This is a genomic window from Streptomyces sp. NPDC051963 (assembly GCF_044593495.1).
Classification (GTDB): Bacteria; Actinomycetota; Actinomycetes; order Streptomycetales; family Streptomycetaceae; genus Streptomyces.
On sequence record NZ_JBIUCC010000008.1, the window covers coordinates 450,727 to 470,676 of the forward strand.

At 70.4% G+C, this 19,950-nt stretch carries 19 protein-coding genes; 9 read left to right on the plus strand and 10 right to left on the minus strand.

Annotation, left to right across the window (positions count from 1 at the left end):
- Positions 1-120: 120 nt before the first annotated feature.
- The 5 genes from ACIHFB_RS33515 to ACIHFB_RS33535 all read left to right on the plus strand — a co-directional run bounded on the left by ACIHFB_RS33515 (position 121) and on the right by ACIHFB_RS33535 (position 5,398).
- Positions 121-729, plus strand: a complete 609-nt coding sequence (locus tag ACIHFB_RS33515) for a TetR/AcrR family transcriptional regulator (protein WP_365276295.1) — start codon at positions 121-123, stop codon at positions 727-729.
- Positions 730-1,015: 286 nt separating this feature from the next.
- A complete protein-coding gene (locus tag ACIHFB_RS33520; RefSeq protein ID WP_365276298.1) occupies positions 1,016-3,229 on the plus strand; it encodes an MMPL family transporter in 2,214 nt (737 codons plus the stop codon).
- A gap of 90 nt (positions 3,230-3,319) precedes the next feature.
- Positions 3,320-3,826: a YbaK/EbsC family protein gene (locus tag ACIHFB_RS33525; protein WP_365276301.1), complete on the plus strand. Its 507-nt coding sequence runs from the start codon at positions 3,320-3,322 to the stop codon at positions 3,824-3,826.
- Complete coding sequence (locus tag ACIHFB_RS33530) at positions 3,823-4,668, plus strand: EamA family transporter (protein WP_400128903.1); 846 nt, start codon at positions 3,823-3,825, stop codon at positions 4,666-4,668. Before ACIHFB_RS33525 ends, ACIHFB_RS33530 begins: the two co-directional genes overlap by 4 nt.
- A gap of 25 nt (positions 4,669-4,693) precedes the next feature.
- Entirely contained in the window at positions 4,694-5,398 is a 705-nt protein-coding gene (locus ACIHFB_RS33535; protein WP_365276307.1) for a class I SAM-dependent methyltransferase, read from the plus strand.
- A gap of 4 nt (positions 5,399-5,402) precedes the next feature.
- Here the strand turns inward: ACIHFB_RS33535 and ACIHFB_RS33540 are convergent, their stop codons facing one another.
- Positions 5,403-6,911, minus strand: coding sequence for a metallophosphoesterase family protein (locus tag ACIHFB_RS33540; protein ID WP_365276310.1), 1,509 nt, complete (start codon positions 6,909-6,911; stop codon positions 5,403-5,405).
- 177 nt (positions 6,912-7,088) lie between these two features.
- Between ACIHFB_RS33540 and ACIHFB_RS33545 the strand changes: the two genes are divergently transcribed.
- A complete protein-coding gene (locus ACIHFB_RS33545) occupies positions 7,089-7,364 on the plus strand; it encodes a DUF1876 domain-containing protein (RefSeq protein ID WP_365276313.1) in 276 nt (91 codons plus the stop codon).
- 136 nt (positions 7,365-7,500) lie between these two features.
- Complete coding sequence (locus tag ACIHFB_RS33550; protein WP_365276316.1) at positions 7,501-8,025, plus strand: hypothetical protein; 525 nt, start codon at positions 7,501-7,503, stop codon at positions 8,023-8,025.
- A gap of 22 nt (positions 8,026-8,047) precedes the next feature.
- Here the strand turns inward: ACIHFB_RS33550 and ACIHFB_RS33555 are convergent, their stop codons facing one another.
- The 6 genes from ACIHFB_RS33555 to ACIHFB_RS33580 form a co-directional block, all read right to left on the minus strand.
- A complete protein-coding gene (locus tag ACIHFB_RS33555) occupies positions 8,048-9,220 on the minus strand; it encodes a serine hydrolase domain-containing protein (RefSeq protein WP_365276319.1) in 1,173 nt (390 codons plus the stop codon).
- A 74-nt stretch (positions 9,221-9,294) separates the two neighbouring features.
- Complete coding sequence (locus ACIHFB_RS33560) at positions 9,295-9,777, minus strand: organic hydroperoxide resistance protein (RefSeq protein WP_365276321.1); 483 nt, start codon at positions 9,775-9,777, stop codon at positions 9,295-9,297.
- 129 nt (positions 9,778-9,906) lie between these two features.
- Positions 9,907-10,368, minus strand: coding sequence for a MarR family winged helix-turn-helix transcriptional regulator (locus ACIHFB_RS33565; protein WP_400128904.1), 462 nt, complete (start codon positions 10,366-10,368; stop codon positions 9,907-9,909).
- A gap of 46 nt (positions 10,369-10,414) precedes the next feature.
- Complete coding sequence (locus ACIHFB_RS33570; protein WP_365276327.1) at positions 10,415-11,179, minus strand: ABC transporter ATP-binding protein; 765 nt, start codon at positions 11,177-11,179, stop codon at positions 10,415-10,417.
- On the minus strand, positions 11,167-11,928 hold the full coding sequence (cbiQ, locus tag ACIHFB_RS33575) for a cobalt ECF transporter T component CbiQ (protein WP_365276330.1): 762 nt from the start codon (positions 11,926-11,928) through the stop codon (positions 11,167-11,169). Before cbiQ ends, ACIHFB_RS33570 begins: the two co-directional genes overlap by 13 nt.
- A gap of 1 nt (position 11,929) precedes the next feature.
- On the minus strand, positions 11,930-12,976 hold the full coding sequence (locus ACIHFB_RS33580) for an energy-coupling factor ABC transporter permease (RefSeq protein ID WP_365276333.1): 1,047 nt from the start codon (positions 12,974-12,976) through the stop codon (positions 11,930-11,932).
- Between the two features lie 187 nt (positions 12,977-13,163).
- On the opposite strand from ACIHFB_RS33580, the gene ACIHFB_RS33585 reads away from it, so the two are divergent.
- A complete protein-coding gene (locus ACIHFB_RS33585) occupies positions 13,164-13,511 on the plus strand; it encodes an SsgA family sporulation/cell division regulator (RefSeq protein WP_365276336.1) in 348 nt (115 codons plus the stop codon).
- Between the two features lie 63 nt (positions 13,512-13,574).
- Here the strand turns inward: ACIHFB_RS33585 and ACIHFB_RS33590 are convergent, their stop codons facing one another.
- The 3 genes from ACIHFB_RS33590 to ACIHFB_RS33600 all read right to left on the minus strand — a co-directional run bounded on the left by ACIHFB_RS33590 (position 13,575) and on the right by ACIHFB_RS33600 (position 18,853).
- Positions 13,575-15,254 (minus strand): penicillin-binding transpeptidase domain-containing protein, encoded by a 1,680-nt coding sequence (locus tag ACIHFB_RS33590; RefSeq protein ID WP_365276339.1) that lies wholly within the window; start codon positions 15,252-15,254, stop codon positions 13,575-13,577.
- 112 nt (positions 15,255-15,366) lie between these two features.
- Positions 15,367-16,998 (minus strand): penicillin-binding transpeptidase domain-containing protein, encoded by a 1,632-nt coding sequence (locus tag ACIHFB_RS33595; RefSeq protein WP_365276341.1) that lies wholly within the window; start codon positions 16,996-16,998, stop codon positions 15,367-15,369.
- 103 nt (positions 16,999-17,101) lie between these two features.
- Entirely contained in the window at positions 17,102-18,853 is a 1,752-nt protein-coding gene (locus ACIHFB_RS33600; protein ID WP_400128905.1) for a dolichyl-phosphate-mannose--protein mannosyltransferase, read from the minus strand.
- A gap of 62 nt (positions 18,854-18,915) precedes the next feature.
- On the opposite strand from ACIHFB_RS33600, the gene rsmI reads away from it, so the two are divergent.
- The gene (rsmI, locus tag ACIHFB_RS33605; protein WP_365276346.1) at positions 18,916-19,797 is read left to right on the plus strand and encodes a 16S rRNA (cytidine(1402)-2'-O)-methyltransferase; all 882 of its coding nucleotides are present in this window, start codon (positions 18,916-18,918) and stop codon (positions 19,795-19,797) included.
- Positions 19,798-19,950: the final 153 nt, after the last annotated feature.

Sequence of the window (19,950 nt, forward strand, 5' to 3'; positions counted from 1 at the left end):
ATGAGAAATCGGCGTGCGTGACCCAGCACACGTACGAAACGGTTTCGTTTCGCGGAAGGGTGCGCTACATTCGTCTCGTACGAAACCGTGTCGTTCCCAGGTGGGGAAGAGGTGTGAAGCATGACTGAGGTCGCAGTGCCGCGTCGCAGTCGGATCACCCCCGAGCGCGAGGCCGAGCTGTACACGGCCGTGCTCGATCTCCTCCGGGAGGTCGGTTACGACGCCCTGACCATGGACGCCGTGGCCACCCGTACCCGATCCAGCAAGGCGACCCTCTACCGCCAGTGGGGCGGCAAGGCCGAGCTGGTGGCGAGAGCGGTACGACACAACAAGAAGCCGAGCGGTGCCATCGACGAGGTCGACACCGGGTCGCTCAAAGGCGACCTGCACGCCATGACGATGCGCTCGGACGACTGCGAGATGGAGCGGAACTCCGCGCTGATGCGGGGTCTGGCCATGGCCATGCACGGCAACCCGGACCTCCTGTCGGCGTTCCGGGAACATCTCGTCGAGCCGGAAATGGCGGAGTTCAAGAGCCTGGTGCAGCGGGGTATCGACCGGGGCGAGGTTCGCCCGGACAACCCGGCGATCGACTACATGGTGCACATGATGATCGGCGCCTTCGCTGCCTGCACACTGATCGACGAACAGCCGCCGACACAGGCTTTCCTCCTTTCGTACATCGACGCCGTGGTCCTCCCTGCCCTCGGCGTGTCCGCCTCCCAGTGATTCCCCGCAGTTAGCCCACACCTGACGTAACCGCTCACGTCGTCGGGCCGATCACCCCTGCCACCCACCAGGGCTGATCACCCCTGCCCCAGGGCCTGGGTCGGAACCCCGGCCGGGCGCCCGCCGCCCGGCACGCACGCTCGCCGCGTTGCCGAAACGCCCACGTGGCTCCGCCACGAGAGTGCTTCGGCGCCTTGCGATCGCACGCACCGGACGACGCGCGCTGATCCGGCCGGGATTCCGACCCAGGCCCTACATCCCACGACCTGACCGGGAGTACGCCCTCGTGGCTTCGTTCCTCTACAAACTCGGCCGGCTCGCCTTCAGGCGACGCCACTTCGTCGCCCTGATATGGGTGGCGCTGTTGACGCTCGCGGGTGTGGGCGCTGCAAGCGCGCCCGCTGCGGGCTCCTCCTCCTTCTCGATCCCCGGCACCGAGGCCCAGAAGGCCTTCGACCTGCTGGACGAACGCTTCCCCGGCACCAGCGCCGACGGCGCGACCGCACGGGTCGTCTTCCAGGCGCCCGACGGGGAGAAGATGACCGACGCCGCCAACAAGGCGACCGTCGAGAAGACCGTCCAGGAGCTGTCCGACGGCTCCGAGGTCACCTCCGTCGCCGACCCCTTCAAGGCCGACGCGGTCAGCAAGGACGGGACGGTCGCCTATGCGTCGGTGTCGTACGACGTCTCCGGCATGGAGCTGAAGGACGCCTCCAAGGAAGCCCTGGAGGATGCCGCGCAGGACGCGCGGGACGCCGGGCTGACCGTCGAGGTCGGGGGTGACGCGCTCCAGGCCACGCCTGAGACCGGCTCCACCGAGATCATCGGTATCGCCATCGCCGCCGTCGTCCTCGTCATCACCCTGGGATCCCTGGTCGCGGCCGGGCTGCCGCTGCTGACGGCGCTCATCGGCGTGGGAATCGGCGTCTCGGGCATCACGGCCCTCGCCAAGACCCTCGAACTCGGCTCCACCACCTCCACCCTGGCCATGATGATCGGCCTCGCGGTGGGCATCGACTACGCGCTGTTCATCGTCTCCCGCTACCGGGCCGAACTCGCCGAGGGCCGCGACCGCGAGGAAGCGGTCGGCCGGGCGGTCGGCACGGCCGGCTCCGCGGTGGTCTTCGCGGGCCTCACCGTCGTGATCGCCCTGGCCGGACTCGCCGTCGTCAACATCCCGATGCTGACGAAGATGGGCTTCGCGGCGGCGGCCACGGTCGTCATCGCCGTACTGATCGCGCTGACGATGATGCCGGCGCTGCTCGGATACGCGGGCCGCAAGGTCCAGCCGGCGGGCGAGAAGAGCAAGCTCTTCGGCCGCCGGAAGTTCGCGGCGGCGCAGGCCAGGCCGAACATGGGCACGCGCTGGGCGAGCTTCGTCGTACGCCGTCCCGTCGCCGTCCTCCTCTTCGGCGTCATCGGCCTCGGAGTCGCCGCGGTCCCGGTCAGCTCGCTGGAACTGGGCCTGGGGGACGACGGCTCACAGCCCACGTCCACGACCCAGCGACGGGCGTACGACCTCCTCTCCGAGGGCTTCGGGCCCGGCTTCAACGGGCCGCTGATGATCGCGGGCGACGCCAAGAACAGCGACGACCCGAAGGCGGTCGCGCAGACGACGATCGACGACATCAAGGACCTGGACGGTGTCGTGTCGGTGAGCCCGGCGGCGTTCAACAAGGCCGGGGACACCTTCACCATCACCGTGGTCCCCGACTCCAAGCCCTCGTCGACGCAGACCGAGGACCTCGTCCACTCCATCCGTGACCAGGGCACGGTGATCAAGGGCGACACGGACGCCGATGTGCTGGTCACCGGCAGCACCGCCATGAACATCGACTTCTCGCAGAAGATGAACGACGCGCTGGTCCCGTATCTGGCGCTGGTGGTGGGCCTCGCCTTCCTGCTCCTCATCGCGGTCTTCCGCTCGATCCTGGTCCCGCTGAAGGCGGCCCTCGGCTTCCTGCTGAGCGTGCTGGCGGCGCTGGGCGCCGTGGTCGCGGTCTTCCAGTGGGGCTGGCTGGCCGGCCTGATGGGCGTCGAGGAGACCGGCCCGATCATGTCGATGATGCCGATCTTCATGGTCGGCGTGGTCTTCGGCCTCGCGATGGACTACGAGGTGTTCCTCGTGACCCGGATGCGGGAGGCGTACGTCCACGGCGAGAAGCCGAGCCAGGCCGTGGTGACGGGCTTCAAGCACGGTGCCCGGGTGGTGACCGCCGCCGCGGTGATCATGATGGCGGTCTTCGCGGGCTTCATCGGCTCCAGCGAGTCGATGGTCAAGATGATCGGCTTCGGCCTCGCGATCGCGGTCTTCTTCGACGCGTTCGTCGTCCGGATGGCCATCGTCCCGGCGGTCCTCGCGCTGCTCGGCAAGAAGGCCTGGTGGCTGCCGAAGTGGCTGGACCGCGCGCTGCCGAACGTGGACGTCGAGGGCGAGGGGCTGAAGGACCACTCGAAGGACGTCGATCCCGACGAGGACAGGGAGCTGGTACGCGTCTGACGTACCGCTTCTGATCAAGACCAGCCGGTGAGGGTCCGTGGGGACGGGTGCCCTCACCGGCTTCCCATGTGGTGAGCTAGCGTGCCGCCCATGACGACCTCCGCCACCGAAGACTCCGGAGCCCACCCCCGATTCGCCGACGCCCTGCGGGAGCTGGGGCTCGACCATCTGCACGGCGAGATCCGCCGGTTCCCGGACGCCACCCGGACCGCCGCCGAGGCCGCCGCGGCCATCGGGTGTGAGCTCAGTCAGATCTGCAAGTCGCTCATCTTCGCGGCGGACGGAGTGCCGGTGCTGGTGCTGATGGACGGCGCGTCGCGGGTCGATCTGGAGCGCGTCCGCGAGGAGCTCGGGGCCGAGAAGGTCACGCGGGCCAAGGTGGACGTCGTACGCGAGTTCACCGGGTACGCGATCGGCGGCGTACCGCCCTTCGGGCATCGTACGAAGACCCGGGTGCTCGCCGACCGCTCCCTCCTCGACCACGATCTGGTCTGGGCCGCGGCCGGAACCCCGCACACCGTCTTCCCCATGGAGCCCAAGACGCTGATCGCCCACGCGGGCGGCACCCTCGTGGACGTGCGCGAGCAGACCGGGTGACCCCTCTGGTCACCGCCGCGGTCCTGCTCGCGGCCGTCACCCACGCCGGCTGGAACGCCATCGCCCACCGGATCACCGACAAGCTGGTCGGGTTCACGCTGATCGCGGGCGGCGGTGTGCTGATCGGGCTGGGCATCATCCCGTTCGCGGCGGTACCGGCGGCGGGCGCATGGCCGTATCTCCTCCTCTCCGCCGTCATCCACATCGCCTACTACGCGCTGCTGATGACGTCCTTCCGGCTGGGCGACTTCGGGCAGGCCTACCCCCTCGCGCGCGGCAGCGCGCCCCTCGTCGTGACCCTGCTCGCCGCCGTCTTCGCCCATGAGGTGCCGGACGCGTGGGCCGCCGCCGGGATCGCCCTGTCGTGTGCCGGGCTCACCGGCGTCGCCCTGTGGGGGCTGCGCGGGCGGCGGCCCGACTGGGCGGCCATCGGCGCCGCCCTGGCGACCGGGCTGACCATCGCGGCGTACACCGTGGTCGACGGTCTGGGGGTACGGGCCTCGGGGTCCCCGCTCGGGTACATCGGGTGGCTGATGGCGGTTCAGGGGACGGTCGTCCCGGCGTACGCCGTCCGGCGCTGGGGGCGCCAGACCGTCGCCCTGCTACGGCCGTTCGCCGGACTCGGGCTGCTGGGCGCCGCGCTGTCCGTGGCGGCGTACGGACTGGTGCTGTGGGCGCAGACCAGGGCCGCACTCGCGCCGATCGCCGCGCTGAGAGAGTCGTCGATCATCGTCGGAGCGGCCATCGGCGCCGTGTTCTTCAAGGAGCGGTTCGGGGGCGCGCGGATCGCCGCGGCCGGGCTGCTGGTCGTGGGGATCGGGCTGATGCTGCGGGCGTCATGACGCCCCAGTACCTAGCATCGGCCGCATGGCGACTCTCTGGGAGCTCCTGAAGGACTGCATCCCCGATGACCACGCACGTCAGGTGACGTCCCGGTACTACCTGGACGAGGCGATGAGATCACCGGGCCGGCCGGACCGGGTGGTCGACCTGGGGTGCGGGCGGGGAACCTCCGCGGCACTCTTCCGGCGGTACGACCCGCAACTGCGCTGGCTGGGTGTGGACATCCGTGACTCGCCCGAGGCCCGGCAGCGGACACCCGGTGGTGATCCGGTGCTGTACTACGACGGCGTCCGCCTGCCCTTCCGCTCGGACCGCGTCCCGCTGATCTACTCCCACCAGGTGTTCGAGCATGTCTCGCACCCGCGGGAGCTGCTCGCGGAGATCGGCAGGGTGCTGAGTCCTGGCGGGCTGTTCATCGGGAGCACCTCGCAGTTCGAGCCGTACCACTCCTACAGCCTGTGGAACTACACGCCGTACGGCTTCCGGGTGCTGGTCGAGGAGGCCGGGCTCGCCCTTCAGGAGATCCGGCCCTCGCTCGACGGCATCGCGCTGATCATGCGCTCCTACGACGACCGGGCACCGGAGTACAGCCGGTACTGGAGCGAGGAGTCCCCGCTCAACAACGAGATCGACACCTGGGCCAAGAAGTCCCGGCGCCGCCCGGCCCTGGTGAACCTGCGCAAGCTGACGTACTGCGGCCAGTTCGCGTTCCGGGTCATCAAACGCTGAGCGTCTAGGCTCCCACTGCCTCTGTTGACACCCGCGGTCGCGGCACGGTGATCCCGGACAAGTCGTGCGCCCGCACACTGTTGCGGTCGGCGGGAGAACGGCCCAGCGCGTGGTGCGGCCACAGGCCCCCGGCGACGCGACGGCTGCGCTCGCTCCACTCGCGGGACGCGTCGCCGCCGCACTTGTAGTAGTTCAGGGCATAGCCGCCGGTGTGGATGCGCAGCAGGCAGAAGCCGCCCGGGTAGTCCTTGACGGCGCTGACCTCCTGCTGGGTGACGTGCGGCGCGTGGGTCAGGACCGTGCGCTTGTTGCGGTGGGTGTGGCCCGCGTGGTGGAGGAAGACGCCGGGCGCGGCGGCGTACGCCTCGACGATGGAGCGGGCCTGGCGGCGGTCCAGGCGCTGCCCGCGCCCCATGGGGAAGACCGAGTCCCGCACGGTCAGCGGGTGGTGGCCGAAGACGAGCGTGGGCTGCTCCCGCTGCTCCCGCAGCGTTGCCCGGAACCACGACAGTTGCTCGTCCCCGAGCCCGCCCGCGTCCCCGCCGTTGCCCTGCTTCTCGTAGGTGTCGAGGCCGATCAGCCGCAGTCCGCCCAGGTCATGGGTGAGATAGCCGGGCCCGGTGCCGCCCAGGAAACCGTCGCGGAAGGTGTCTCCGGCGGGCCCGGAACGGTCGTGGTTCCCGCGTACGACGAAGTAGTCCCGCCCATGGACGCCGAAGCCGTCCAGGATCCGTCTCGCCTCGGCGAGGTCCAGCGGCGCCCCGCCCGCCGAGATGTCCCCGGCGGCCAGCAGCACGTCCGCCCCGCGCCGCCGCGCCTCCTCGACCAGAGCCCGGCCCATGATCTCCGGATACGGCGCGAGCCCCGGGTGCTGGGAGATGCCGCGCAGCATCGGCACCCCGGCCACCCGGCCGGCGGTGGTCTCACCGAGGTGCAGGTCGTTGCAGAGGGCGATGGACATCAGGTGGCGGCCGGGCGGGGGCTGCGGGGTGGTGAAGGAGTACGGTCCGCCGCGCGAGCCGATGCCGTGCAGGTTGGTGCCGACCGCGTTGCCGCGGACGAGGTGCAGGGGCGTGGGTGTGGCGGCCGTACCGCGGGCACGGGCCTGGTAGTAGTACGTCTGGCCCGGTTCCAGGCCGGTGATCTCCACCTGGTGGTGTGCGGTCAGTCGGCCTTCGGAAGCGGTGCGGTTGAGGCGGCCGGGGTGCGTGCCGTACACGACCTCGCCCTCGGTGACGGCGGGGAGCATATGGCCCCAGCCGTCGTCTGTGCCGGGGATGCCGGTGAACCAGGTGATGATCGCCCGGTCCTCGGTGAGGGTGACCAGTTCGAGGTGTACGGCGGACAGAGCGTCGGGGTGGGGGAGAGCGGGGCGTGCGAAGCGTGCACGCTGGGCGCGCGTGAGGGCACCGCGGAACATCGCGGGCGCCAGAAGTGCGCCGGAGCGCATGACGTCGCAGGGGCTGGGAAGGGCGGCCAGGACCGCCAGGGGAGCGGAAAGGCAGCAGCGCATACTTCAGGTTGTGCCCTGTTGACGTTAACTGTGACGGTTTTGACGGCGGCGACCTCCGGTCCGGTGTGCGACATCCGTCACCCTCGGCGTCACCCAGGCGCCTTCATGACGTGCTCATGGATGCGCCCGTACGCCGGAAGGAGCACTCTGGAAGCAGGTGTTCCGGAGGTGATCGTCATGATGCACACCACAGTGGGATGGCATGTCGAGATGGAGTTCCAGGAGGACGAGACCCACACCCGGACGGTTGCGCTGGTGCGCTTGCCCGACGGCACGGAGGTACGGGCCCACGGGCACGCCAGCCGGCATCACACCGACCCCAATCAGCCACGGGTCGGTGAGGAGATCGCCGCGGCACGTGCGCTCAACGAACTCGCCATGCAGCTGCTGACCAAGGCGCACGGCGAGATCGACACGGCGTCGGGGCGCACCTCGCATCCGATCCACGTCTGATCCATCCGCATCTGATCCAGTCACGCCTGATCAGGGAGGTTCACCGGGCCGGGCGGGCTCACACGGCTGAGGGAAATCGGCCCGCCCGAGCGGGTCAGGGCGGGCCGGGGCGGTGACGGCGGGCCACGATCACGGCATGACTGAGCGATCCATCGGCCGGCGCGGCGCGCTCGGCACCGTAGCGGCCCTGGGACTGGCCGCCCTGTTCCAAGCCGCGAGCCCCGCACGCGCGGCCGCACCTCTGCGCAACGGGCTCTACACGATCTCCCGCTATCGGCGGCAGCTCCTCACCCTGGAGGAGGCCGAGGGCGCCGTCGTGATCCTGCCGCCCAACTCCGGCGGCGGTCAGGCGTGGGAGGTCGAGACCCTGGCCAACGGCCACACCACCATCCGCAACGTCAAGGAAGGCTCCTACCTCGGCTACGGGGGTTCCCGCCAGGCCTACCAGCCGGTCGTGGGGAACGCCGTCCCGGTCGAGTGGTCCCTGCACGAGGCCGTGTACGGCTACCACGTCGTGGTCCCCGGCACCGCGCTGGCCCTGGACGGGAGCCGGCTGCTGATCCACCCGCCGCGCACCGACCTGACCGCCCTGCGGTCGCAGGACCCGGCGCAGGTCTGGCAGTTCCGGGCGACCTCGCTGTCCCCGCTGCCCTCCGGGTGACGGCCGAGCGCTCCGGAATGGCCTACCCGGCCGTCGCCTGCCGCACCGCCCGCACCAGTGCCTGCGCCCTCGGATCCGCCGTCACGCTCTTGCGGAAGCCGTTCGTGACGTAGCCGAGGGCGATCCCCGTCTCCGGGTCGGCGAGGCCGAGGGCGCCGCCGCGGCCGGGGTGACCGAAGGAGGTGGCGGTGAGCAGGGGGGAGGCGGCGCCGTGCAGCATGTAGCCGAGGCCGAAGCGGGTGCTGATGACGAGGGTGCGGTCGGGGCCCGCGGAACGCTCGCCGCGGGCCAGCTCCACCGTCTCCGGCGTGAACAGCCGTGTCCCGCCGTCCACTTCGCCGATCAGCGAGGCGTAGAAACGGGCCAGACCGTCGGCCGTCGCGATGCCGTTGGAGGCGGGCAGGACGGCGGCACGGTAGGCGGGGTCGTTCTCGTCCGGCTGCGGGGTGATCGCGCCGAAGGCACGGCGGGTGAGGGAGTCCGGGTCGGCGTAGGCGTCCGACACGGCACGCTTCGGGCGGGTCTTCAGGCCACCGGCCCGCTCCGGCGCCTCGACCTTGCCCACCCGTCCCACTCGCGGTATCTCGCCGTCGGGCAGCCCGATCCACAGCTCCGCGCCGACCGGCCTGGCGATCTCGTCCGCGACCAGGTCGCCGATCGACCGTCCGGTGACCCGCCGGACCAGCTCACCGGTCAGCCAGCTGTACGTCTGCGCGTGGTAGCCGTGGTCCGTCCCCGGCTCCCACACCGGCGCCTGCGCAGCGACCGCCGCCGCGCCGACCACGGGATCCGCGGCCTGGGCGGGCGTCAGCGGCCGGTCCAGCACCGGCACGCCGGCCCGGTGCGCAAGCAGCTGCCACACCAGCGTCCGCTCCTTGCCCGCCGCCTTGAACTCCGGCCAGTACTCGCCCACCGGCGCTTGAAGGTCGAGCTCCCCGCGCTGATGCAGCAGCAGGAGTACGGCGGCGGCGACGCCCTTCGTCGCCGAGCGCACGATCTGCGCGGTGCCGCGGACCCAGGGCTCGGTCCCGTCTGTGCCGTCTACGTTCTTCGTGCCGCCCCACAGATCGACGACCTTGTGCCCGTCCCGGTAGACGACGACGGCCGCGCCGCGGTCCCCGAGCACCTCGAAGTTGGCTGCGAACGCTTCCCTGACCGGCTCGAACCCCTCGGTCACCGCTCCGTGCACGTCCACGCCCGTACTTCCCTCCGGATCACCTGCGACAGTGGGTGCAACACCCCTCTGAAGCCTGCGATTCCTTCGTTGCGCTAGCCCAGGAGGATCGTTACGTCGATGTTGCCGCGGGTCGCGTTGGAGTACGGGCACACCTCGTGGGCCGCGTCGACCAGCTTGGCCGCGATGTCCGCGTCGAGGACCGGGAGCGAGACGCTGAGGGCGACCGCGAGACCGTAGCCGCGCTGCTTGTTGGGGCCGAGGCCGACCTTCGTGGCGACCGTGGAGCCGCTCAGGTCGTAGCCCTCGCGTCTGCCGACCATGACCAGCGCGCTGTGGAAGCAGGCGCTGTAGCCGGCCGCGAACAGCTGCTCGGGGTTGGTGCCGTTGCCGTCGCCGCCCAGCTCGGGCGGCATCGCCACCTTCAGCTCGATCTGGCCGTCCTGGCTGGTGACATAGCCGTCCCGGCCGCCGTGGGCGGTGGCCTCGGCGACGAACACGATCTTCGTGGGACGGGTGTCGGGACGGGTGGCGACAGGGCTGTCGGGACGGGTGTCGGCAGCGGTGCCGTCGATCATGGCAGGACCTCCCCCTGGTCGGACGGGGCAGCGGGCAGCACAGGTGTGTGCAGGTGCATCGTGCACAAGGTACTCGCCAGTAATGGGCCGCGTCGGCATCAGGGGGTGGAAACCCGCGGTAACCGGAGCTCAGCGGGAGCGCTCGGCCGCGGCCTGCGCCCGCCCCGCGAGCTGCCACAACTCGCCGCGGAGCCGGGCGACGTCGGTGCCGCCGAGTTGGGTGGCCGCGCGCAGCGCGCCGGGCAGACGGCCCGCGCGTTCCCTGAGGTCCTCTCCGCGGCCCGTGCAGGCGACGACCACCGAGCGCTCGTCGTGGGCCGCCCGGTCACGGCGCACCAGCCCCGCGCTCTCCAGCCGCTTGAGCAGGGGCGACACCGTGCCGTAGTCGAGCCGCAGCGCCGCCGCCAGCTCCTTCACCGTGGTCTCGCCGCGCTCCCACAGCACCAGCAGCACCAGGTACTGCGGGTAGGTGAGCCCCAGTTCGTCGAGGAGCGGACGGTACGCGGCCGTCACCGCGCGCTGGGCGGCGTAGAGCGCGAAGCACAGCTGCTCGTCCAGCAGCGGCGAACCGGCGTCCTCTTCGTTCGTCACGTGCCCATTGTCACGGACGACCGGGGACGGCCGTCACAAAAACGCGTCATGGACGGTTCGGGGCGGTCACGGAGCGCGGGTCGAAGCCGAACGGCAGCTCCAGGCGGTGCGCCCGCATCAGCTCCTCGTCGGCGAGCAGTTCGCCCGTCTTGCCGTCCGCCGCGATGACACCCTCACTCAGGATCAGCGAGCGCGGGCACAGCTCCAGGGCGTACGGCAGGTCGTGCGTGACCATGAGCACGGTCACGTCCAACGAACGCAGGATGTCGGCCAGTTCGCGGCGGGAGGCGGGGTCGAGGTTGGAGGAGGGCTCGTCGAGGACGAGGATCTCCGGCTCCATCGCGAGCACGGTCGCGACGGCCACCCGGCGGCGCTGGCCGAAGGAGAGGTGGTGCGGCGGCCGTTCCTTGAACTCCGCCATGCCGACCAGCTCCAGCGCGTGGTCGACGCGCGCCTCCAGCTCGGCACCCTTCAGCCCGGCCGCCGCGGGTCCGAAGGCCACGTCCTCCCGCACGGTCGGCATGAAGAGCTGGTCGTCCGGATCCTGGAAGACGATGCCGACCCGCCGCCGGATCTCGGCCATGTGCTGCTTGCCGACGGGCAGTCCGGCGACCCGCACGGTGCCGGTTCCGCCGGTCAGGATGCCGTTGAGGTGCAGGACGAGGGTCGTCTTGCCGGCGCCGTTCGGTCCGAGTAGCGCGACCCGCTCGCCGCGCGCGACGGAGAAGTCCACGCCGAACAGGGCCTGGTGGCCGTCGGGATAGGCGAAGGCGAGGCCGGAGACCTCCAGGGAAGCTGTCACAGCGTCCATCCCAGCAGACAGACGACGAGCGCGGCGAACGGGAGGGTCAGTGCGTACGACCACTGCGCCCGGTTCGCGGTCACCTCGTCGATCACCGGCATCGAACCGGCGTACCCCCGGCTGACCATGGCCAGATGTACGCGCTCACCGCGTTCGTAGGAGCGGATGAACAGCGCGCCCGCCGACTTCGCGAGCACGCCCCAGTGCCGGATCCCGCGCGCTTCGAAGCCGCGGGACTCGCGGGCGATCTTCATCCGCCGCATCTCGTCGGCGATGACATCGCCGTACCGGATCATGAAGGACGCGATCTGCACGAGCAGCGGCGGCAGCTTCAGCCGCTGCAACCCGAGCAGCAGCTCCCGCAGGTCGGTGGTGGCGGCGAGCAGCACGGACGCGGCGACGCCGAGGGTTCCCTTGGCGAGCACGTTCCAGGCGCCCCACAGTCCGTTGACGCTCAGCGAGAGGCCGAGCACGTCGACCCGCTCGCCCTCCGCGACGAACGGCATCAGCACCGCGAACGCGACGAACGGCACCTCGATCAGCAGCCGCTTCAGCAGAAACCCGGCGGGCACGCGCGCGAGGGACGCCACCGTCGCGAGCAGCACGGCGTACAGCCCGAACGCCCACATGGCCTCCCGGGGAGTCGACACGACGACGACCACGAAGGCGAACACCGCGGCGAGCTTGGTGTGCGGCGGCAGGGCGTGCACGGGCGAGTGCGCGTGCCGGTAGAGCTTGTGGGCGTGTCCGGCTCCCATGTCAGACGCTCGTGGACACGGGAGACGGAGCGTCGCCGGTACGACGCCTGCGCACCGCCCAGAAGACGCCGGTGCCGGCGACCACCGTCACGCCCACGCCGATCACGCCCGCCAGCCCCCCGGACAGGCGGGCGTTCTCGACATCCTTGACGCCGTAGTCGGCGAGCGGCGAGTCCGCGATGTCGTGCTCCTCGGCCTTCTGGTCGATGCCCTTGTCGGCGGCGACCTTCTCCAGGCCGTCCGGATTCGCGGACGCGTAGAAGCTGACGAAGCCGGCGAGTACGAGCGAGGTGACCAGACCGCCGATCCACACCTTGCGGTGGGAGGTGCGGGCGGCCACGGCGACCTCGGGAGCGGGCGCGTCGACGAGTTCGCCGTTCACCCGGAGCCGCAGCGGCTGACGCAGGTCACGCGCGCCGTGGACGAGATCCGGGCGTACGGCGATCACGGCGCCCACGGTCAGCGCGGTGATCGCGGCCTCGCCGATGCCGATCAGGACGTGCACGCCGATCATCGCGGTGGCGACCTTGCCGATGGAGACGTCGGTGGTGCCGCCGATCCAGTACAGGAGCGTGAAGGCGGCGGCCGCCGCCGGGACCGAGACGAGGGCGGCGACGAAGGAGGCGGCGGTCACGGAGCCACGGCTGCGCGGCAGCACCTTCACCAGGCCGCGGAAGAGGCCGTAGGCGACGACCGTCGTGACGACCGCCATGTCCGTGATGTTCAGGCCGAGCGCGGTCAGGCCGCCGTCCGCGAAGAGGATGCTCTGCATGAGCAGGACGACGGAGACGCACAGAACCCCTGTGCAGGGCCCGACGAGTATCGCGGCGAGCGCGCCGCCGAGCAGATGGCCGCTGGTCCCCGCCGCGACGGGGAAGTTGAGCATCTGCACCGCGAAGATGAACGCGGCGGCCAGGCCGGCCAGCGGCGCGGTGCGCTCGTCGAGTTCCCGGCGCGCGCCGCGCAGGCTCACCGCGACTGCGGCGGCGGCGACGACTCCCGTCACGGCGGAGGTGGGGGCGTCTATGAATCCGTCAGGTACGTGCACCGTCTGATGATGTGGCTTGTTGCGACTGTCTTGCAAGAGCGAGTGGCTCGTACATCGGCTACGTGAGATTTACGACTGCTATATGAGATGCACGACGTCAAGAGGCGTAATCGACAAAATATGGGACATTGGAGAGGGAGCGGATGCACAGCTTTCGCACAGGTTACGCAGGGTGAAGGGCCGTCCGATGTCTGCAGTCGAACAGTACGCGCGAGCCCATATCGTCACGGACGCCCCCATCGAGGAGGGCGACACGATTCCGGTCGTCCTGCGCTACGACCCCGAGGCCGACCCGCGTTCGGTGCAGGTCGGCCTGCCCGGTGCCTCGCATGAGTGGACGTTCTCGCGGGCCCTGCTGGAACAGGGGCTGCGAGCGCCGGTCGGCACCGGTGACGTACGTGTGTGGCCGTGCGGCCGGGTGCAGGCCGTGGTCGAACTGCATTCCGCGCAAGGTGTCTCGGTGGTGCAGTTCGAGACGAAGGCGCTGATGCGGTTCCTGCGAAGGACGTATCTAGCGACGCCGGTCGCTCACTAGTGCTTCGTCTGCGAGTCCGTCGTGGCTGGTCGCGCAGTTCCCCGCGCCCCTAAAGGGGCGCTCTCAGCCGCCCAATTTGAGCAGCGCCGCCACGATCGGGCCCGCCGTTTCGCCGCCGTGCCCGCCCGACTGGACCACTCCCGCGGCCGCGAGGTCGTCGCGGTAGGCGGTGAACCAGCCGTTGGGCTTCTTCTGGCCGTCGACCTCGGCGGAGCCGGTCTTCGCGCCGACGTCACCGGCGACACCCGACATCGCCTCCGCCGCAGTGCCGTAGGCCGCCGTGTACGCCATCAGTTCGCGCAGTTGGGACAGCGTGGACGCGGACATGGTGCGCGACGCGGTCGCGAGGGTGCGGTTGTCGACGTCCGGGGAGACCAGGTACGGCTGGTGGAAGACGCCGGTCTTGATCGTGGCCGAGACGGACGCCATGTTCAGCGGGTTCATACGGACCCCGCCCTGACCGATCAGCGAGGCGGCCATCTGGGCGTCCGACTGCACCGGCACCGAGCCGTCCATGGAGGGCACGCCGATCGCCCAGTTGTCCATGGACAGGCCGAAGACCTGCTGGGCCTGCTTGGTCAGGTCGTCGTCGGACAGCTTCGGGGCCTGGCTGATGAAGGCCGTGTTGCAGGAGCGGGCGAAGCTCGCCTTGAAGGTGCCGCCCTTGATCTCGAACTTGTCGTCGTTCTGGAACTTCCAGCCGCCGTAGGTGAAGAACTTCGGGCACGGATGTGCCTTCTCCGGCGAGGCCAGGCCCTTCTCGATCAGCAGCGACGAGGTGATGACCTTCATCGTGGAGCCGGGGGCGAGGGAGCCCTGGAAGGCCGTGTTGAAGCCGTGCGAGGCGTTGGCGGCGGCGAGGATCTCGCCGGTCGACGGGCGCAGCAGGACGACGGACGACTGCGCCTTCTTGGCCACCTGAGCCTCGGCGGCGGCCTGGAGGGCCGGGTCCAGGGTCGTCTTGACCGTGCCCGGGGTGCCCTCGCTGAGTTCGAGGACCGTCTCGTCGGAGAGTTCCTTGGCCTTGGAGGCCTTGCCGCGGATCACCCGCAGCTCGATGCCCGCCTTGCCGCCCGCCGTCTTGCCGTACTTCTCGCGCAGTCCGTCCAGCACCGTGTCCATCGACGGGTACTCGGCGGTCGTGATCTCCCCGCCGTCCCGGTCCAGCGCCTTGACCGGCGGGGTGCCGGACTCGCCGGTGACGAGGGTGTCGCCGTCCGCGAGGTCCGGGTGGACGACGGCGGAGTGCCAGTCGACGTACGGCTTGCCGTCCTTGGCGTTGCGCACCACGGTGAGCGAACTGTCGTACGTCAGCGGCTTGCTGGTGCCCTTGTACGACACCGTCGCCTTGACGGAGAAGGGGACCTTGTCGCCCGTGCGGGTGCCCGTGGTGAGGGTGACGCCCTCGATGTGGGCGTCCTTGGTGTAGCCGGTGAGCAGGGTGGTGGCCGCCGCGGTGTCGTTCGTGGCGGCGCCCGCCGTGGTCACCTTGCCCTGCTGCCAGGACGTGAGGAAGGTGCGGGCCGTCGTGGTGACCTCGGTCGCCGACAGCGGGCCGGTCTTGACCGCCTTCTCCTTGGCGCTCGCCGCCGTCGGTGACGTCCGGTCGTCCGCCGCGGCCCCGGCGCCGTACAGCGCGTAGACGCCTACTCCGGCGCCGATGACGACCACGGCGATCGTCCCGCCGATGACGGCGGGTTTCTTCGTGTTCCGTCGCTCGGCGACGCGCCTTCTGTTGCCCACAGTTCCCGAATCCTCCGCGAAATCCCCAGGGTCCCCGTTGCCCTCATGCACCTCATCAACGACGGCAACCACCCTAGAGTCCCGTCCTGTGGGGGTGAGTTCCTCCGCCCGTTCAGCCGCCGGTCCGTAGCACAGCTGCGACAATCGGCCCGGCCGCGTCGCTGCCGTGTCCGCCCTCCTCGGTCATTGCCGCGGCGGCGATGTCGTCGCGGTAACCGGTGAACCAGCTGTTGGACTTGGTCTTCCCGTCGACCTCGGCGGAGCCGGTCTTCGCGCCGATGCTGCCGGTCAGCCCGGACATCGCGCCGGCGGCGGTGCCGCTGGTCGCGGTGCGGTTCATCATGGCGCGCAACTGGCCGACGGTGTCCGCGGACAGGCCCTTGGCCGTGGCGAGCACCCGGTCGTCGAGGCTCTGCGCCACGATGACCGGCTGCCGGAAGGCCCCCGTCATCGCGGTCGCTGTGACCGACGCCATATTGAGCGGGCTCATCTGCACCTGGCCCTGGCCGAGCATGTTGGCCGCGGTGTCCGGGCCGCCGGAGGCGGGGACCCGGCCGTCGAAGGACGGGATGCCGACCTTCCAGTTGTCCTTGCCGAGCCCGAAGCGGTCCTGGGCCTCCTTGGTGAGGGAGTCCACCTTCACCTCGTCCGCGTACTTCACGAACGCCGTGTTGCAGGAGCGGGCGAAGCTCTCGGAGAGTGTCGCGTTCTCGTTCGGGGTCATGCCCTTGAGGTTGCGGAAGGTCTGGCTCTGCCACATCGCGTCGGACGGGCAGGGGGCCGGGCCGTTCGCGTTGGTGATGCCGTTGTCGATGAGCGTGGCCGCGCTGATGATCTTCATCGTGGAGCCGGGGGCCAGGGTGCCCTGAAAGGCCGCGTTGAAGCCGTCCGTGCGGTTGTTGGCCACGGCGAGCACCTCGCCGGTGCTGGGCTTGACGGCGACCACCGACGACTCGTCGAAGCTCTTCACCGCCTTCTCGGCCGCGGCCTGCGCGCTCGCGCTGAGCGTCGTCGGCAGCCGGCCCGGCTTGCCCTCCGCGAGGGTCAGCAGCGAGGTGTCGGCGGCCTCTGCGGCCTCGTGCCGGATCGCCAGCTCGACGCCCGGCGTACCGCCCGCCTTCGCGCCGTACTTGCTGCGGAGTTCGTCCAGGATCGGGCCGAGCGAGGGGTACTTGTCCTCCGTCAGCACGGTTCCGTTGCGGTCCACGGCCTCGATCGGCGGGTTCGCGGCCTCGCCCGTGACGAGCGTGTCGCCCCGCTTCAGTTCGGGGTGGACGACGGACGGCTGCCAGTCGACCAGCGCCTTCCCGGTGGTCTTCCCGCGCACCACGGTCAGCGTGCTCTTGTACGCCAGGGGCTTGGACTTCCCCTCGTACGACACCGTCGCCTTCACCGTGAACGGCACCGTCGCGCCGGCCGCGGCACCGGGCGTGATCTTCACGCCGGTGATGTGCGCGTCCTGGCCGTAGGCGGTGAACAACTGCCCGGCCACGCCCTCGTTGTTCGTGTACGACGCCGCCGTCGCCGCCTGCCCCTTCTCCCAGGCCGCGAAGAACTTCGCCGTCGTCTCCTTGACCTCCGCACCGCTCGGCGGCCCGGTCCTCACCGCCTCCGGTTCGCTCGCCCCCGCCGAGCCCCCGTCACCGTTCAGCGCGGACACGACGTTGAACGCGCCGTACCCGGCCCCTCCCACCATCACGGCGAACACCCCACCGATGACAGCGACCTTGACCCCCTTGCGCATGAAGCGCTCCCTCCCCGTTCCAGTGCTCGCACTGTAAGTGGCGGGGGAGGGAACTGTGAGGGGAGTTTCCGTATGTTGTCCGAACGGAGATCAGCCGACTGAATCAGACCCAGGTATCCAGCCACATACGTGAACGCCAGTCGTCGATCGGGATCGCCGTCCCGGTGTACAGCGGCCAGAAGTAAATAAAGTTCCACGCCATCAGCAGCACCAGCACGCCCGCCCCCGTCGCGCCTGCCACGCGGCGGGTGTCGGTGGAGCCCGGTGGGCCGATGATGGCGCCGAGGAGCATGGCGACGGCGAGGCAGAGGAAGGGCAGGAAGACGACGGCGTAGAAGAAGAAGATGGTGCGCTCCTGGTACATGAACCAGGGGAGGTAGCCGGCCGCGATGCCGCAGGCGATCGCGCCCGCGCGCCAGTCGCGGCGGAAGAACCAGCGCCACAGCACGTACAGGAGCGCGAAGGCGGCCACCCACCACAGCAGCGGTGTGCCGAGGGCGAGCACCTCGCGGGCGCACTTCTCGCCCGCGTCGACCGGGCAGCCGTCCTTGCCGGGCGAGGGGGACTCGTAGAAGTACGACACCGGGCGGCCGTCGACGATCCAGCTCCACGGGTTCGACTGGTACGTGTGCGGCGAGGAGAGGCCCACGTGGAACTCGTACACCTGGTGCTCGTAGTGCCAGAGGCTGCGCCACCAGTCCGGGAACAGCCAGGACCAGTCGCTGTTCTTGCCGTCGGTCGCGGCCCAGTTGCGGTAGTAGCCGCCGGTGCCGTCCGTCGGGGAGAGGATCCAGCCGATCCAGGAGGCGATGTACGTGACCACGGCGACCGGCACCGTCGACAGGAACGCCCAGCCCAGGTCGCGCCTCAGTACCGCCTGGTACGGGTGGCGGGCGCCGGCGACCTTGCGGGAGCCGACGTCCCACAGCACGGCCAGCACGCAGAAGGCCGCGAGGATGTAGAGGCCGTTCCACTTGGTGCCGATGGCCAGGCCCAGCATCAGCCCGGCGAGCAGGCGCCAGGGGCGCAGGCCGAACTTGGTGTTCTCGGCCGTGTACGCGTCCGGGCGGACCCGGCCGTCGGCGTCGGCGGGCAGCGCGGCGGCGAGTTTCTCGCGCGCCTTGTCGCGGTCGACGACCAGGCAGCCGAAGGCCGCGAGCACGAAGAACATCAGCACGCCGTCGAGCAGCGCGGTGCGGCTCATCACGAAGTGCAGTCCGTCCACCGCCATCAGCGCGCCCGCGAGGCAGCCGAGGAAGGTCGAGCGGAAGATCCTGCGGCCGATCCGGCACAGCATCAGCACCGAGAGCGTGCCGAGCAGCGCCGTCATGAACCGCCAGCCGAACGGGTCGAAGCCGAACATCAGCTCGCCGAGCCCGATGACGTACTTGCCGACCGGCGGGTGCACGACGTACGACGCGTCCGTCGGGATCGGCACGTTGCCGTTCGACGACAGGATCAGGTCGTTGACGTTCTTGTCCCAGTTGACCTCGAACCCGCGGTGGACCAGTGCCCACGCGTCCTTGGCGTAGTACGTCTCGTCGAATATCACCGCCTTCGGGTTGCCCAGGTTCCAGAACCGGATCACGCCCGCGAACAGCGTCACCAGCAGCGGACCGCCCCAGCCCGACCAGCGGATCAGCCGCTCGACCAGCGCCTGCGGCAGTCCGATGGCCGCCCACAGGCGCGGGCCGGGCCGGGTGTACGGCGGCGTCAGGCGGTCCCGCACATCGGTTCTGGGCCCTGCCGAATAGCCGAAACGGCGCAGCCGCTGCTGCCACGACGGCCGCTGGTCGTGCAGGGCCTCGCCCTGGCGGGTGTCCGTGGAGTCCATGGACGACGCTGTACTGGTCACCGCGCCATCGTAGGGAACCCTTCTGTGGGAGTCCCGCGCATGGGGGCTGCGAGGATGGAAACGTGACAGTTGCGCCCGGAACCCTGGTCCTTGCCGGTACCCCCATCGGCGACATCGCCGACGCCCCGCCCCGCCTCGCCGAGGAGCTGGCCGGCGCCGATGTCGTCGCCGCCGAGGACACCCGGCGGCTGCGGCGGCTCACCCAGGCGCTCGGTGTGACGCCCAAGGGGCGCGTGGTGTCGTACTTCGAGGGCAACGAGTCCGCTCGCACGCCCGAGCTGGTCCAGGAGCTGCTGGGCGGCGCGCGGGTGCTGCTCGTCACGGACGCCGGGATGCCGTCGGTGTCCGACCCCGGGTACCGGCTGGTGGCCGCGGCCGTGGAACAGGACATCCGGGTGACCGCGGTGCCCGGGCCGTCGGCGGTGCTGACCGCCCTTGCGCTGTCCGGGCTGCCCGTCGACCGGTTCTGCTTCGAGGGGTTCCTGCCGCGCAAGACGGGGGAGCGGCTGTCGCGGCTGCGGGAGGTCGCGGACGAGCAGCGGACGCTGGTGTATTTCGAGTCCACGCACCGCATCGACGAAACGCTCGTCGCGATGGCCGAGGTGTTCGGCGCGGACCGGCGGGCCGCCGTCTGCCGCGAGCTGACCAAGACCTACGAGGAGGTACGGCGGGGCGGGCTCGGCGAGCTGGCCGTGTGGGCGGCCGAGGGCGTGCGCGGCGAGATCACGGTCGTCGTCGAGGGGGCGCCCGCGAAGGGGGCCGGGGAACTCGACGCGGAGGAACTGGTGCGGCGCGTGCGGGTGCGCGAGGAGGCGGGGGAGCGGCGCAAGGAGGCGATCGCCGCGGTGGCGGTGGACGCTGGGGTGCCCAAGCGTGAAGTCTTCGACGCGGTGGTGGCGGCGAAGAACGCGGGGCGTGAGGGGGCGGGAAACGCGGGGGCGTAAGGGCGCAGGAGGGGCGTAAACGTGCTCTGAGCAGGGCGCATCTCCCTTGAGTATGCGCCCCATGTGTGGGCAAAAGACTGTTGCGAATGGCAAAGCGCAGACCCGGTGTTCGGGGGCCTTCCACAAGGGAACGCCAAATCGCCTCCAACACTC